The sequence below is a fragment of the Paenibacillus sp. 2TAB23 genome (assembly GCF_052115165.1).
GTDB lineage: Bacteria > Bacillota > Bacilli > Paenibacillales > Paenibacillaceae > Pristimantibacillus.
This window is the reverse complement of record NZ_JBFRGD010000033.1, coordinates 52,997-67,159: the sequence shown is the minus strand read 5'-3', so window position 1 is coordinate 67,159 and position 14,163 is coordinate 52,997. Positions and strand designations below refer to the sequence as shown.

Here is a 14,163-nt window from a genome sequence, read left to right as displayed (position 1 = left end):
CCGCTAACCTTGTCCCGAAGGACAAGATCCGCTCGACTTGCATGTATTAGGCACGCCGCCAGCGTTCGTCCTGAGCCAGGATCAAACTCTCCAAATTGGTGTTTGAAATGCTCATTACTTGTTATCGCTTTTTCGCTTATCCCGAAGGAGTTGCGAGGCAGTTGTTACTCGTTGTTCAGTTTTCAAAGAGCAATTTACTCTTTCGTGTCAGTCGCCTGTGTCTCGTTGGCGACAAGAAATAATATATCACAGGGGCCCAATTAAATGCAACCCCTTTTTAAAAGATTTTTTAAAAAGCCTGATTTATCGATATGAACGCGCATTTAACGCATAACGCGATAGTTCTTTCGGCGAGGCAATTCTTGCATACATACGAAAGATGATCTTATATCGTCTTGTAATAGCCTGCTTAATATCTCCGTCTAATCGCGAATCATTCAGGTCGAGCAGCATTTCATCCAGTTCTTTCCGAAGGACGTAGTCGAGTTCTTTGCATTCTTTATCGTTGAATAGTATTCCGAGCATAACCGTATGTGACCTCCTTTAGTTGTAAAGCGCAACTAGACCGTCCTTTAATCCAAGATGAAACGGCTATCGCCAACCTCTGGCAGACCAGCGCGTTTCATTCCGAGAAACATAGAGAAAGGATGAAGAAATCACATACTTCCCTATATTTGAACAAAAAAGCAACGCCTCACGCAAATGCGTTTCGACACTGCTTTACTGTTATGCTCAAATATTGGAAAAATTATTACATCGTTAACAGCCATGTTGTAAATGTACTTTCAATAATGGCCGCAAGTAGAAGCGATATTGTCAAAACAACCATCATAGGTACCGTTCTGGCAACGAACCCTTCAAGCTCTTCTCCTAAGCGCCCGGACTTCGATCTTACGAACATTAGGGAGCCTAATGCCTTGAAAACCAATACACCAAATCGCATCCCATACGCGCAAGCAATAATAATAGCGGGAATCTCCAGTATCCCGTGCGGGAGCAGTCCTTTTACGATGATCTCTAGGACATATCCACCCCCATGCAGCTCAGCCATGCCTTTCAGCAAATAACCGATCACCATGCCGTTCACTACCAAAAAGAAAAACGGCAGGATGCCTAGCATAGCGCCCAAATACATCACAACGATGGACTTAATCGCATTATTCAAAAAGATAAAGACAATCATGGTTAAAGTAGGATTGCTCGAATCATCGATCATATTAGAAATTTTCCCGAGTCCCTCCAGCTGCCCATCTAAAAATGATTTAAATGCCGGATTAATACCCCCAATGACCATTCCCGCCAGAAAAAGGATAGCTGCAAAAGCAATATACGGATTCATTTTTTTGAAATAGTCCCAATTCACCTGCCATTTGAACAAAAGTTTCCCCTCCAGATTAACATTCTTCGCATGATTGATGAATATATCGATTGTACGAGCATAGATTGTACAACAAGCGTAAATGACATCCGCTCTCCATGGAAGCAGTTGTCCATTTCGCAGCAAAAGATAAGCGAAGTATAAAGGTCGGATTTATACTTTCTTAGCTTTGTACAAGCTTCCATTAGAGAGGAGTGCCCTTCCCCATGAATGTGTTTTATGTATTGAACGGCCGAAAGTTGAAACGCTATTTCTTAATCGCGATTGCTGTCGTCTTTTCCGTCGGCATCATTTACGCGGAGCGCGACAACATTACCGTGTTTGCCCCACAACAGCCGGCAGCCATTTACAGCGTGCCCACTGATAAGAAGGTAGTTGCCTTAACCTTCGATATTAGTTGGGGAGACAAACGAACAGAACCCATTCTTAATGTATTGAAGGAAAAGAACATTAAGCAGGCTACCTTCTTCCTGTCATCGCCTTGGAGCCAATCCCATCCGGAAATCGTAAAAAAAATTCAAGAAGCCGGATATGAGATCGGAAGCCACGGCCACAAGCATGACAACTACAGCAAGCTTAGCGATGAAGAGATTCGCAAGCAGATTACGACTGCGCATACGATTTTATCCGACGTGACTGGCAAGCAGCCGAAATTAATCCGACTTCCTAACGGCGATTTTGACAAACGTGTGCTCCGCATCGCGGAGGAACTGCAATACAAGGTCATTCAATGGGATACCGATTCCCTCGACTGGATGAATATCGGAACGGACAAAATCATTAACCGCGTCGTTACTCGGGCACATCCAGGCGATATCATTCTGTTCCATGCGAGCGATTCAGTCAAACAAACGCATGAAGCCTTGCCTGCAGTCATCGATCAGCTGCGCGAGAAGGGCTACGACTTCGTGACTGTAACCGACCTTATCACACAAACAGAAATCGACGGCAAAGCTGTGCAGGATAAGACGACGTCTACATTCCCGCAGCTGAATGCCGCCGAGCTGGAATACTAATCTATACGACCGACTTTGCGGCAATTGGCGCTGAGTCGGTTGTTTGCTTTTTGACGAGTCGATGCATCATCATAATTTGGTATGCATTGCAGACAAACAGAGGAACCATCATAAAGATAATGGCGGAAACGTTCGTCTCTCCCTGGAGCGCCGGCCAGGCTTCAATGAAAGTGACGACGAACATCAGGAACATCGTAGGCACAAAGGCCGTTTTATTCGTTTGCTTGACTTTGAACCATGAAACAATACCAGAAAGAATAAGCAGAACTAACGGCAGCAACCAGAAAAACCAATTGTTCATACGCTGTTCAAACAGCAGGTAGCCAAGACCGGCAGCCGCAAATATCGTTGTGTACCCTTGCAAAGCGTTCCATAGGTATTTTTTGCCGAATACACTTAGTGCGATGTAGTTTAAGGTTAAATAAGCGAAAAAGCCCATTTGGCTAAATGCCCCGATCATGAGTCCAACTAAAGCCATCATTAACGCGTTGAATCCTACCGCCTTAAAACCTAAAAAACCAAACTCCGGATCGACCCATGCCATAATCGCACCGGTAACCACGCAAGCTAGTCCCCCGACTACCATGCCGCTCCAAAATAAAAAGAACCACTTTTTTAAATTCACGTTCCTAACCCTCCTGAATGTTTATGACGGCTGCTCCTATGCGGTACAACCCTTAATAACAATGTCAATCGCCTCGCTAATGGCTATTATGGATTACAACTGCATACTGCAATGCTTAAATGCTTCCGTATTACCCTTTATTTTACCACGTTCACAACAAAAAGCTAACGATTGTCCATGATAATACGGTGAACAATGCGCATAATAAGACCGTGATTCATCACTTTTAGAACGAATTGGTCAACCTTATGGCATACAGCAGTACTGACATAGAAAGGAGCATGCGAAGAATGCGTAAGAGATGGGCTTTATTGTTGGTTATCTCAAGCTTGGTGATTGTGCTTGCAGGGTGCGGCGCCGAGCCGTCAGGAGGAAACGAACAGGTCAGCTACAAGGACTTGAAATCCATGGTCATCGATATCCTCAAAACAGAGGATGCGCAAAAAGCACTGCAGGAATCGTCTCAGCAAATATCCGGCTATTCCGGCCAGACCTCCAAGCTGCTGTCGGTACAAGATCAAGAAGAGGTTCGTTTAGCTGTCAAGGATGTGTTGATCTCTCCGCAGTATGATAAAGTCATTAAAAAATTGATGGTAGATCCTCGATTTGCCGGGGAATTCGCGAAATCCGTCAATAAGCAAAACAAAGATATCCACAAAGAATTAATAAAGGATCCCTCTTACCAAGCTGATTTGATTAAGGTGCTCAAAAATCCAGAGATGGATAAGATGATCCTTGAGGTGCTTCAAAGCACGCAATACCGCAAAGAGGTCATGTCACTCATGCAGGATGCGATGCAAAACCCATTGTTCCGTTTGGAAGTGCTTGATCTTATGAAAAAAGCGGTTCAAGAGGAGCTCAAGCCGAACCCTGACGAGAAGGTCGATAAGAAAAAGGATGAAGGCTCTGGGGATGAGGAGCAGAAATCAGAGGAAGAAGACCAGCAAGGTGATGATTCCGGTTCAGGAGACGAGCAAAGCGATTCTGGCATGTAACAGGACTGGCGCTGATTCTTATGAATTAGAAGGTCTACGTTTGTAAAAAGCCCGAACGGGGTTGTCCAAGTTAGAAGCTGGTTATAGCTTCGGGACATTCCGTTCGGGCTTTTGCATTTAGATTAGCTTTCGCATTTGCCCAATACGCTGTCGGCGAGCTCCAAGTAAAGCTGTCCGGTTTCCGTATCCGCTTTGTATACCGACGGGGCAAAATCAGGCTCGGATACATGATTGTCAGGAGCACCGAGCGGAATTTGGGCAAGCAGCTCAGCATGCAAGTTTTCTGCCAAGCGCGCGCCACCGCCGCGGCCGAAAACATATTCCTTCTCGCCTGAGGACTTGGACACATAATAAGACATATTCTCCACGACTCCGATGATCTCATGCTCCGTCTTGATTGCCATGGCGCCCGCACGAGCGGCAACGAATGCAGCGGTAGCATGCGGTGTCGTCACGATAATTTCTTTGCTTTGCGGAATGATCTGATGGACGTCGAGTGCAACGTCTCCTGTTCCTGGCGGAAGGTCGAGCAGCAAATAATCCAGCTCGCCCCATTCGATTTCCTGGAAGAAGTTCCGAAGCATTTTGCCAAGCATCGGTCCGCGCCATACAATTGGGCTGTTGTCTTCTACAAAAAAGCCCATGGACATGACCTTGACTCCGAACTTTTCAATCGGAATTACGCGCTCGTTCACGACCTCTGGGCGTTCTTCAATGCCCATCATATCAGGCACGCTGAAGCCGTAAATGTCGGCGTCGATGATACCGACACGCTTGCCCCTGCGGGCTAAGGCGACCGCAAGATTGACGGTCACCGTCGACTTGCCGACGCCGCCCTTGCCGCTGGCGACGGCGATGAACTGCACGCCGCTGCTAGGATCCAGCAGCGCAGTGGCTAGACCGGCACCGTGGCCCTCTATGGGCGCGGAGCCRCCAGCCTTGCCGGCACCGCCGGCGCTAGCCGCGGCCGGTGCTTTGGCAGCCGCAGGCGGCGGCGTGGACGCGCCTGCGCCCGCGGCTGGCGCTGCCTCGGCCCGAAACCGGAAGTGCACGGTTTCGGCGCCCAGGCGCGCCAGTGCCTCGCGGAGCGAGGCTTCGAGCGCGGGATGCGAAGCCGCGCCAGCCCATAGGACCGTCATGGATACCTGACGGTCCCGAACCATTACATCGCGGATGGCGATCCCATCCGCCTTATATTGTGCCGTCACCGATTCGACGGCTTCTATTGCTTGTTCGCGTGTCAACGTCATTTATGTCCCACCTTTATATAATTAAAACCATATAATAATGATTATAACACAGGAAGCCGAGCATCCAACCCTTCCGTCGAAACGCACTGCTCTGTGCTCTGTGCTCTGTGCTCTGTGCTCTGTGCTCTGTGCTCTGTGCTCTGTACTCTGTACTCTTTGCTCACTGCTCTGTGCTCCTTACTCCTTACTCCTTACTCCTTACTCCTTACTCTTTACTCTTTACTCTTTGCTCGCTGCTCTGTGCTCCTTGCTCACTGCTCTGTGCTCTTTACTCTTTACTCTTTACTCTTTACTCTTTACCCTTTACTCTTTGCTCACTGCTCTGTACTCTTTACCCTTTACTCTTTGCTCGCTGCTCTGTGCTCCTTGCTCACTGCTCACTGCTCTGTGCTCTTTACTCTTTACTCTTTACTCTTTGCTCACTGCTCTGTACTCTTTACCCTTTACTCTTTGCTCGCTGCTCTGTGCTCCTTGCTCGCTGCTCTTTGCTAACTACTTTGTGCTCTGCGCTTTACTCAGCAACAATTGCTCACTTCGTTGTTACTTCATCCTGCAGCACGCTTCCGCTGAGCTTCTCCCCGGACATATAACGCAGCACACCTTCATAAATAGATGCTGCTACTTGTCTTTGGTATTCCGTGTCCGCGAGTCGTTGCGATTCGCCTGGATTGGAGAGAAAACCAACCTCTACTAACGCTGTTGGGATATTGTCGATTGCTTTCAACACATATACATCCTTCACGGTAGCCGCTACCCGTGTCGTATTTTCCAAATTGCGTTTGATTTCATCTTGAATGAATGTGGCCAAAACACGATTATCCGGGTGATTGGCGGGATGAAAAAAAGTTTGTGCTCCCGACCACTTTGTCGATGGTATGCTATTCATGTGAATGCTAATTACAGCCGCTGGCTTACTGTCTTTGATCAAAGCAACTCTCTTTTTCAAATCCTCGGTCTTCCGCTTGCTATAAGCTCTAGCATCACCTGTAGCGAGATCATAATCCCCTTCCCGCGTCATAACGACCATTGCGCCAGCTTGCTGCAGGTAATCACGCAAATACAGCGCAATCGCGAGATTCAGGTCCTTCTCAATCACGCCTTGCTTGCTAACCGCTCCGCCATCTACCCCTCCATGCCCAGCATCAATAGCAATGGTCTTCCCTGACAACGGAAGCGTCCAGTAGGACCATGTTTTAGCTGAAGGCATCGATTGTGTAAGCAATATACCGGTCAGAGCAATCACCAGCAGACCTATTGCAATGCGTATAGCCCCTTTGTACGTCATCCATACGACAACATGCCGACCCATTCGGCGCATAAAAAAACCACCCCGTCCCCATTAAATGAATACACGGCATCGGGCAGCTCTTATTAGCCTAATGCTCACTTTCATTTATATGGGACGAGATGGTCGTTTATGAGACAATCCTTTATTGAATTCATTGAATCGTAGGAATTAGCCTATGGCTGCTCCGAGATGCTTTTGATAAAGCTTATTTATGCAATCCGCATTCTGTTTTCTCTTGTCCCGACCAGCGTCCAGCACGAGGGTCCTCGCCAGGCATAACCTTGCGAGTGCATTGCTCGCAGCCAATGCTTGGATAGTTTTGGTCATGCAGCGGGTTGTAGATCACATCATTCTCGCGAATGTAATTCCAAACATCTTCAGTTGTCCAATGTGCGATTGGGTTGAATTTAATCAGACCGAATTTTGTATCGTATTCGATTTTTTTGGAGTTGGCACGCGTTGGTGCCTGATCACGGCGAATACCGGTAATCCATGCACTGTACTTCGAAAGAATGTTAGTCAATGGCTTAACTTTACGAATATTGCAGCAAGCATTCGCATCGGATTTCCAAAGCTCTGCGCCGAATTGCTCTGCTTGCTCCTCTGTTGTTAGTTCCGGTTTCACTTCTACGAACGGGATCCCTGGGTAACGTTCAACCATTCTATCGCGTGTTTCATACGTTTCCTTGAAATGATAATCTGTATCCAGGTAGAAAATGTCTGTCGTTGGGCTCACTTTTTGCAGCATGTCGACTAAAACAACATCCTCTGCTCCAAAGCTGCAAGCGAATGTAATATTAGGGAAAGTTTCAACCGCAAACGCAATAACTTCTTCCGGTGTCGCGTTTTCGAGTTCTACTTCCTTTAGTTTAATAAGTGCTTCTTTCTCAAAAAGGTTCATTTGAATACCCTCCTTTATTAAATCCTAGTAAATTAGTCTGTAATGAAATTATACGTCCTGCGGACATAATGTTCAATATAAGTTTACACCAAAATGAAATAAAGTTTGCGGGATTTAACAACTTGACACATATGCGAACGCAAATTAAGCAATAACGCAAAAAAAGTGCCCTCTCTGACTTGCAGAGAAAGCACTTTTGCCGATACGAATTAACGTTTCGAGAATTGTGGAGCACGACGAGCCGCTTTAAGACCGTATTTTTTACGCTCTTTCATACGCGGATCACGAGTTAGGAAGCCAGCACGTTTAAGAGCCGGACGGAATTCTGGATCTGCTTTAAGCAGAGCACGGGAAATACCGTGACGGATAGCGCCTGCTTGACCGGACATACCGCCGCCGTTAGCAATTACAAGTACATCGTATTTCGACAATGTATCCGTAAGGTTAAGCGGTTGTTTTACGATCAGCTTCAATGTTTCTAGACCAAAATATTCATTAAGGTCGCGTTTGTTAATAATGATTCGTCCTTCACCCGGCACAAGACGTACACGTGCAACAGAGTGTTTACGACGACCGGTTCCATAGTATTGCACTTGAGCCATGAAACTTGTCCTCCTCTTTATTACCCGCGAAGTTCGTAAACTTCAGGGTTTTGTGCTTGATGTGGATGTTCCGCACCTGCGTATACTTTAAGTTTAAGCTTCATTTTGTCGCCAAGACGGTTCTTAGGCAACATGCCGTGTACAGCCAGTTCGATAACGCGCTCTGGCTTGTTCTTGATCATCTCTTGTGCCGGAGTAGCTTTCAAGCCACCGGAGTACATGGAGTGACGGTAGTAAATTTTATCTGACATTTTCTTACCTGTCAGATGGATTTTTTCAGCGTTGATAACAACAACGAAATCGCCTGTATCAACATGTGGCGTAAATGTCGGTTTGTGTTTGCCGCGGATCAGGGCAGCAACTTCACTCGCCAAGCGGCCTAGCGTTTTGCCTTCCGCATCGACGACGAACCATTTACGATCAACTTCAGTTGATTTAGCCATATAAGTGGTGCGCATGGATGATCCTCCTTAATTTCATACATTAATCGTTTTATAACAACGTAATCGTTGGTTTGTTAGTTCATTGTAATTCGCCAAGTTTGTGACAATCTCAGTCGGGGCTGTGGGTTAGCCACTTCGAAAGCACAAGTTATATTCTACTATAAAATATAGTTAAGTGCAAGTAAATTATAGTGATTTATCCCTGTTTTTCGCTGGAATATTCAACATCTAGAAGCATCAATCCATGCGGCATTGCCGTAGGACCTGCGAGCGAGCGATTACGCCCCTCCAGGATGCTTTTAATCTCAGATGAAGCCATTTTCCCTTCGCCAACCCATAATAAAGTTCCCATTATGACTCGAACCATATTGTACAAAAAGCCATTCCCGGTGATGTACATATGTACGATCGGGCCCTCTTGTACAAATTCTGCTTCATAGATCGTGCGTACATGATGAGGCTTGGTTGAATGGATGGATGTAAATGAAGTGAAATCATGTTTCCCTACTAGGAAACGGAGCCCCTCACGCATCGCATCCACATCCAGCGGCGTCGGATGATGAAAGCGGTATTGACGGCCAAATACATCAGGAAACTTCCCAGTATCAATCGTATAGCGATACGTTTTGCGCTTGGCGGATCTTCTGGCATGGAAATGCTCTGGCACATCATATGCTTCGATAATGACAATATCCTTAGGCAGCCGCGTGTTAAGGGCGATTGCCCATCTTTCCGTAGGAATCGTCGATTCCGTATAGAAATTGAACATTTGTCCTTGAGCATGTACTCCCGCATCGGTACGTCCCGAACCAATAATAATTGTCGTTTCTCCCGTTAGCTTCTTAATGGCCTTTTCAATTTCTCCTTGGACCGTTCTGCCGTATGGCTGCGTTTGAAAACCGTTAAAGCCGGCTCCATCATAACTGACCTTTACGCATATATTCCTCAACCTTTTCCCCCCTTTTGTTAAAGGGAATCCTACACATCTGAAGCACAGTACGAAACCGTGCATTAGAATTGCGCCCTCTCGACATCCTTGCGGTGTCGCATAAGCTCATCTTCTGCTTCCTGGCTGCATTCCTCAGTATAAAAACAAACCGGCTTTGCAAATAAAAAAAGGTGGCCTCAAGGGTCCACCCTTTTCACTAAAATATAAGAAGTATAGGGAAGCCCATATACTTGCTTATATTTTGTAGCGTTAGCGTTCCTGTGCCCGCCAGAGGCAGGCATAAGCCGTTTGCGCTCGCGTATAAAGCTTGGACAAGGTTTAACGCTGTGGACAAGCTTATACGTTTATTAGATTACTCCGCGCGGTCAACCAATTCCAGGTAAACCATTGGCGCAGCATCGCCGCGACGGGGTCCTAGTTTTAGAATACGCGTGTAGCCACCTGCACGCTCCGAATAACGAGGAGCTAGATCAGAGAACAGCTTTTGAATAGCGTCTTTTTCTCCGTCAACCGTTTCACGACGAACATAAGCAGCTACTTGACGACGAGCATGAAGATCACCTTTCTTAGCTTTAGTGATCAGTTTCTCAGCGATAGAACGAACTTCTTTCGCTTTTGCTTCAGTCGTTTGGATACGCTCATAAAGGAACAAGTCAGTAACGAGGTCACGGAACAAAGCTTTCCGTGCACTAGCGTCACGTCCTAATTTTTGATATGCCATCTTGTTTTTCCCCTCCCTTGCTCTTTTGTCTTCACTAGTTGGTTACTACTCTTCCATGCGCAGGCCAAGGCCTAGTTCTTCAAGCTTCTCTTGAACTTCCTCAAGTGATTTACGGCCGAGGTTACGAACCTTCATCATGTCCTCTTCGGATTTCGTGATTAGCTCTTGAACGGTATTGATACCAGCGCGTTTCAAGCAGTTGTAAGAACGGACAGAAAGGTCAAGTTCCTCGATCGTCATCTCTAGAACTTTCTCTTTCTTGTCTTCTTCTTTCTCAACCATAATTTCCGCATCTTTGGCTTCATCGGTCAATCCAACGAACAAGTCCAAATGCTCAGTGAGAATTTTAGCGCCGAGGCTTACAGCCTCTTCCGGTCTAATACTGCCGTCAGTCCATACTTCAAGCGTAAGCTTGTCGTAGTTGGTAACTTGACCGACACGCGTATTTTCTACGCTATAATTAACGCGAGTAATTGGCGTGTATATCGAATCAACGGGAATTACCCCAATCGGCTGTTCGTCTTTCTTGTTGCGGTCCGCTTGCACGTAACCACGTCCCCGATTAGCAAAAACCCGCATATGGAGCCGCGCGCCGGAAGCCAAGGTTGCGATGTGAAGATCAGGGCTTAAAATCTCGACATCGCTGTCTGCTCGAATGTCGCCCGCTGTAATATTCCCTTCGCCATCCGCGTCGATTTCCAACACCTTTTCTTCATCGGAGTGGATTTTCAACGAGAGGCCCTTCAGGTTCAGAATGATTTCGGTAACATCCTCAATCACTCCGGGAACCGTAGAAAACTCGTGAAGCACTCCGTCGATTTGAACCGAGGTTACTGCTGCACCCGGCAACGAGGACAACAAAATTCGGCGAAGCGAATTTCCAAGCGTCGTGCCATATCCGCGTTCAAGCGGCTCAACGACGAAACGTCCGTAAGTTCCCTCATCATTCAGTTCTACGGTTTCGATTTTCGGCTTTTCGATCTCAATCACTAATAGTACCCTCCTTCAAACGTCGCTCCGTAAGCTTACCGTTATTTTAAGTCAAATCTTGTAGTATGCCAAACCTTCACAACCATTATTCACAAGTTGTTGTTATTTGATACCACATCGGATCCAACTATACGCGACGACGTTTCGGAGGACGGCATCCGTTGTGAGGAACTGGTGTTACGTCTTTAATGAGGTTAACTTCCAATCCAGCTGCTTGAAGCGAACGAATTGCTGCTTCACGGCCAGCGCCTGGTCCTTTTACCATCACTTCTACGGTTCTCATGCCATGTTCCATTGCTGCTTTCGCAGCCGTTTCAGCAGCCATTTGAGCTGCGAAAGGCGTGCTCTTACGTGAGCCTCTGAAACCCATGTTGCCAGAGCTTGCCCATGAAATCGCATTGCCGTGCGGATCCGTGATCGTAACGATCGTATTGTTGAACGTTGAGCGAATGTGCGCAACGCCAGTCTCAATATTTTTCCGGTCGCGACGTTTCGTACGAACGACTTTTTTTGGTTTAGCCATTGTCCATTATCCTCCCTTCTTATTTCTTCTTGTTAGCTACAGTCCGACGAGGACCTTTACGCGTACGCGCATTTGTTTTCGTACGTTGACCGCGAACAGGCAAGCCGCGACGGTGACGAAGACCACGGTAGCATCCGATTTCAGTCAGACGTTTAATGTTAAGCGAAATTTCACGACGCAGGTCGCCTTCTACTTTAACAGATTTATCGATTGCTTCACGAAGGCGAGCAAGTTCATCTTCTGTCAAATCGCGAACGCGAGTGTCGTAGCTAACTTCAGCTGTATTCAAAAGTTTTTGCGACGTTGTTTTGCCGATACCGAAAATGTATGTCAGGGCGATTTCGACGCGTTTGTCACGCGGCAAGTCTACACCAGCTATACGTGCCATAGGCTATATTCCCCTCCTTCTATCCTTGTTTTTGTTTGTGTTTCGGATTTTCACAAATCACCATAACGTTGCCTTTGCGACGAATGACTTTGCATTTTTCGCAGATCGGCTTTACCGAAGGTCTTACCTTCATTGTGATTACCTCCCGAATCTTTCGTGAGTAAGCAGCTGCTTACTTACGATAGGTGATGCGCCCTTTTGATAAATCATAAGGCGATAACTGTATAACCACCTTGTCTCCTGTCAGGATGCGGATAAAGTGCATTCTGAGCTTACCGGAAACATGTGCGAGAATTTGGTGACCGTTCTCCAGTTCCACCTTAAACGTGGCATTCGGCAACGGCTCTATGACCGTACCTTCGACCTCAATGATGTCTTCCTTAGCCAAGCGTCATTCTCCTTTCGCATTAACATACTTCTGAATAGCGTAACGTAACTTTGCGTTGGTCACCCTGCCGGTTTCATGCATACTGCTTGAAACCTCAGAACTAATTGCAGGCTGTAACTCGAGATGTAGAACGTTCTTTCTCTTCGGCTGATCGAATCGGCGCTTATGACCATCAGCAATCGTGACGAATCGATCATCAACGATTGTTAAAATAACAGCATAGCTTTCCTCATCTTTACCGCGAAGAACTTTGACGAACTGACCAATCTGGGGACGAGCATCCATTGTCATGCTTATGACTGCTGCGGCAGAATGGTCAATATTTCAAAGCCGTCCTCTGTAACAGCTACTGTATGCTCGAAATGTGCACACCATGAGCCGTCTTCCGTTACAACCGTCCAATTGTCTTCGAGCGTACGGACATATCGTTCACCGATATTAACCATTGGTTCGATTGCAAGCACCATTCCGGTCTTCAAACGAGGGCCGCGATCAGGTATGCCGTAGTTCGGTATTTGTGGTTCCTCATGGAGGTCCGCGCCGATTCCGTGCCCTACGTATTCCCTAACTACGGAGAATCCTGCATCTTCAATTACCTTTTGAATAGCGTGCGAAATTGTATATAGTCTAATATCTGGTTTGATAAGCGCAAGCCCCGCATATAGCGATGCTTCCGTTACATCAAGCAGTTTCTGAACATCAGGCGTTACTGCCCCAACCGCATAGGTCCAAGCCGAATCGCCATGATACCCTTCATACTGCGCACCGATATCGATACTAATAATATCGCCTTCGTTCAACTTGCGTGAACCAGGGAAGCCGTGCACCAGCTCGTCATTCACAGAAGCACAAATGCTGGAAGGAAAACCATTGTAACCTTTGAAGGACGGAATCGCATTTTTACTCTTAATGAACGTATCAGCGATTTGGTCAAGCTCACGAGTTGTGATGCCTGGTTTCACAGCCTCCGCCATCAATCGATGCGTTTCCGCAACAATGCGTCCAGCTTCCCTCATATATCGCAGCTCCGATTCGGATTTGCAAATAATCATTACAATGAACCTCTCAAGTTGGAAATAATGTCGGATGTTACGACATCAATGTCCTTCTCGCCGTCGACTTCGCGAAGGAGACCTTTAGCACTGTAGTAATCAAGAAGAGGAGCCGTCTTAGATGAATACTCATCCAGGCGCGTACCAACCTTTTCTTCCGTATCATCAGAACGCTGATACAGTTCGCCACCGTCTTTGTCGCAAATACCTTCGACCTTAGGCGGGTTAAAGATTACGTGATAAGTCGTACCTGTCGTTTTCGATATGCGTCTGCCCGTCAAGCGAGCAAGCAGCAAACTGCGGTCAACCTTTAAATTTACAACATGGTCAATACTGCGTCCGAGCTCCGCAAGCATAACATCGAGTGCTTCTGCTTGCTGCAATGTGCGAGGAAACCCGTCGAGCAAGAATCCATTTTTGCAATCGGATTGTTCAAGTCTTTCCTTCACAATACCGTTCGTGATCTCATCGGGAACGAGCAAGCCTTGATCGACATACTCTTTCGCTTTGATTCCAAGTGCGGTTCCTTCTTTCATAGCGAGGCGGAAAGCATCGCCAGTAGAAATATGGGGAATACCGAACTCTTCAACGATCCGTTCAGCTTGTGTACCTTTACCGGCACCCGGAGGGCCCATGAATAAAATGTTCATTGCT

General features: G+C 46.7%; 20 protein-coding genes and 1 rRNA gene. 2 read left to right on the top strand and 19 right to left on the bottom strand.

Going from position 1 to position 14,163, the window contains the following annotated elements:
- The 3 genes from AB4Z29_RS29890 to AB4Z29_RS29880 all read right to left on the bottom strand — a co-directional run.
- A 16S ribosomal RNA gene (locus AB4Z29_RS29890) occupies positions 1-97 on the bottom strand; the annotation flags it as partial.
- Positions 98-303: 206 nt separating this feature from the next.
- Positions 304-525 carry a hypothetical protein gene (locus AB4Z29_RS29885; protein WP_053373934.1) on the bottom strand — a complete coding sequence of 74 codons (222 nt, stop codon included), beginning with the start codon at positions 523-525 and terminating at the stop codon, positions 304-306.
- A gap of 226 nt (positions 526-751) precedes the next feature.
- Positions 752-1,378 (bottom strand): stage II sporulation protein M, encoded by a 627-nt coding sequence (locus AB4Z29_RS29880; RefSeq protein WP_441946560.1) that lies wholly within the window; start codon positions 1,376-1,378, stop codon positions 752-754.
- A gap of 206 nt (positions 1,379-1,584) precedes the next feature.
- Between AB4Z29_RS29880 and pdaB the strand changes: the two genes are divergently transcribed.
- Complete coding sequence (gene pdaB / locus AB4Z29_RS29875) at positions 1,585-2,394, top strand: polysaccharide deacetylase family sporulation protein PdaB (RefSeq protein ID WP_441946559.1); 810 nt, start codon at positions 1,585-1,587, stop codon at positions 2,392-2,394.
- A 1-nt stretch (position 2,395) separates the two neighbouring features.
- On the opposite strand, the gene AB4Z29_RS29870 is transcribed toward pdaB, so the two are convergent.
- On the bottom strand, positions 2,396-3,019 hold the full coding sequence (locus AB4Z29_RS29870; protein WP_441946558.1) for a KinB-signaling pathway activation protein: 624 nt from the start codon (positions 3,017-3,019) through the stop codon (positions 2,396-2,398).
- A 290-nt stretch (positions 3,020-3,309) separates the two neighbouring features.
- On the opposite strand from AB4Z29_RS29870, the gene gerD reads away from it, so the two are divergent.
- The gene (gene gerD, locus AB4Z29_RS29865; protein WP_441946557.1) at positions 3,310-4,014 is read left to right on the top strand and encodes a spore germination lipoprotein GerD; all 705 of its coding nucleotides are present in this window, start codon (positions 3,310-3,312) and stop codon (positions 4,012-4,014) included.
- A gap of 122 nt (positions 4,015-4,136) precedes the next feature.
- On the opposite strand, the gene AB4Z29_RS29860 is transcribed toward gerD, so the two are convergent.
- The 15 genes from AB4Z29_RS29860 to AB4Z29_RS29790 form a co-directional block, all read right to left on the bottom strand.
- The gene (locus AB4Z29_RS29860; RefSeq protein ID WP_441946556.1) at positions 4,137-5,264 is read right to left on the bottom strand and encodes an Mrp/NBP35 family ATP-binding protein; all 1,128 of its coding nucleotides are present in this window, start codon (positions 5,262-5,264) and stop codon (positions 4,137-4,139) included.
- A 529-nt stretch (positions 5,265-5,793) separates the two neighbouring features.
- Positions 5,794-6,582 carry an N-acetylmuramoyl-L-alanine amidase CwlD gene (cwlD, locus tag AB4Z29_RS29855; protein WP_441946555.1) on the bottom strand — a complete coding sequence of 263 codons (789 nt, stop codon included), beginning with the start codon at positions 6,580-6,582 and terminating at the stop codon, positions 5,794-5,796.
- Positions 6,583-6,757: 175 nt separating this feature from the next.
- On the bottom strand, positions 6,758-7,453 hold the full coding sequence (locus AB4Z29_RS29850) for a phosphoadenylyl-sulfate reductase (protein ID WP_441946554.1): 696 nt from the start codon (positions 7,451-7,453) through the stop codon (positions 6,758-6,760).
- A 209-nt stretch (positions 7,454-7,662) separates the two neighbouring features.
- Positions 7,663-8,055 carry a 30S ribosomal protein S9 gene (gene rpsI / locus AB4Z29_RS29845; RefSeq protein ID WP_056635921.1) on the bottom strand — a complete coding sequence of 131 codons (393 nt, stop codon included), beginning with the start codon at positions 8,053-8,055 and terminating at the stop codon, positions 7,663-7,665.
- 20 nt (positions 8,056-8,075) lie between these two features.
- A complete protein-coding gene (rplM, locus tag AB4Z29_RS29840; protein WP_053373925.1) occupies positions 8,076-8,513 on the bottom strand; it encodes a 50S ribosomal protein L13 in 438 nt (145 codons plus the stop codon).
- A 181-nt stretch (positions 8,514-8,694) separates the two neighbouring features.
- Positions 8,695-9,447, bottom strand: coding sequence for a tRNA pseudouridine(38-40) synthase TruA (truA, locus tag AB4Z29_RS29835; protein ID WP_441946553.1), 753 nt, complete (start codon positions 9,445-9,447; stop codon positions 8,695-8,697).
- 352 nt (positions 9,448-9,799) lie between these two features.
- A complete protein-coding gene (rplQ, locus tag AB4Z29_RS29830; protein WP_138756274.1) occupies positions 9,800-10,168 on the bottom strand; it encodes a 50S ribosomal protein L17 in 369 nt (122 codons plus the stop codon).
- A 45-nt stretch (positions 10,169-10,213) separates the two neighbouring features.
- The gene (locus AB4Z29_RS29825; protein WP_053373922.1) at positions 10,214-11,158 is read right to left on the bottom strand and encodes a DNA-directed RNA polymerase subunit alpha; all 945 of its coding nucleotides are present in this window, start codon (positions 11,156-11,158) and stop codon (positions 10,214-10,216) included.
- 127 nt (positions 11,159-11,285) lie between these two features.
- The gene (rpsK, locus tag AB4Z29_RS29820; RefSeq protein WP_054025307.1) at positions 11,286-11,681 is read right to left on the bottom strand and encodes a 30S ribosomal protein S11; all 396 of its coding nucleotides are present in this window, start codon (positions 11,679-11,681) and stop codon (positions 11,286-11,288) included.
- A gap of 19 nt (positions 11,682-11,700) precedes the next feature.
- Positions 11,701-12,069 carry a 30S ribosomal protein S13 gene (rpsM, locus tag AB4Z29_RS29815; protein ID WP_054025308.1) on the bottom strand — a complete coding sequence of 123 codons (369 nt, stop codon included), beginning with the start codon at positions 12,067-12,069 and terminating at the stop codon, positions 11,701-11,703.
- Positions 12,070-12,088: 19 nt separating this feature from the next.
- Complete coding sequence (gene rpmJ / locus AB4Z29_RS29810; protein ID WP_003333770.1) at positions 12,089-12,202, bottom strand: 50S ribosomal protein L36; 114 nt, start codon at positions 12,200-12,202, stop codon at positions 12,089-12,091.
- A gap of 39 nt (positions 12,203-12,241) precedes the next feature.
- On the bottom strand, positions 12,242-12,457 hold the full coding sequence (infA, locus tag AB4Z29_RS29805; RefSeq protein WP_053373919.1) for a translation initiation factor IF-1: 216 nt from the start codon (positions 12,455-12,457) through the stop codon (positions 12,242-12,244).
- 3 nt (positions 12,458-12,460) lie between these two features.
- A complete protein-coding gene (locus tag AB4Z29_RS29800) occupies positions 12,461-12,742 on the bottom strand; it encodes a hypothetical protein (protein WP_441946562.1) in 282 nt (93 codons plus the stop codon).
- Positions 12,743-12,750: 8 nt separating this feature from the next.
- The gene (gene map / locus AB4Z29_RS29795; protein ID WP_441946552.1) at positions 12,751-13,509 is read right to left on the bottom strand and encodes a type I methionyl aminopeptidase; all 759 of its coding nucleotides are present in this window, start codon (positions 13,507-13,509) and stop codon (positions 12,751-12,753) included.
- Positions 13,509-14,159, bottom strand: a complete 651-nt coding sequence (locus AB4Z29_RS29790; protein WP_183571412.1) for an adenylate kinase — start codon at positions 14,157-14,159, stop codon at positions 13,509-13,511. The genes map and AB4Z29_RS29790 overlap by 1 nt, the downstream gene beginning before the upstream one ends.
- Between the last annotated feature and the right edge of the window lie 4 nt (positions 14,160-14,163).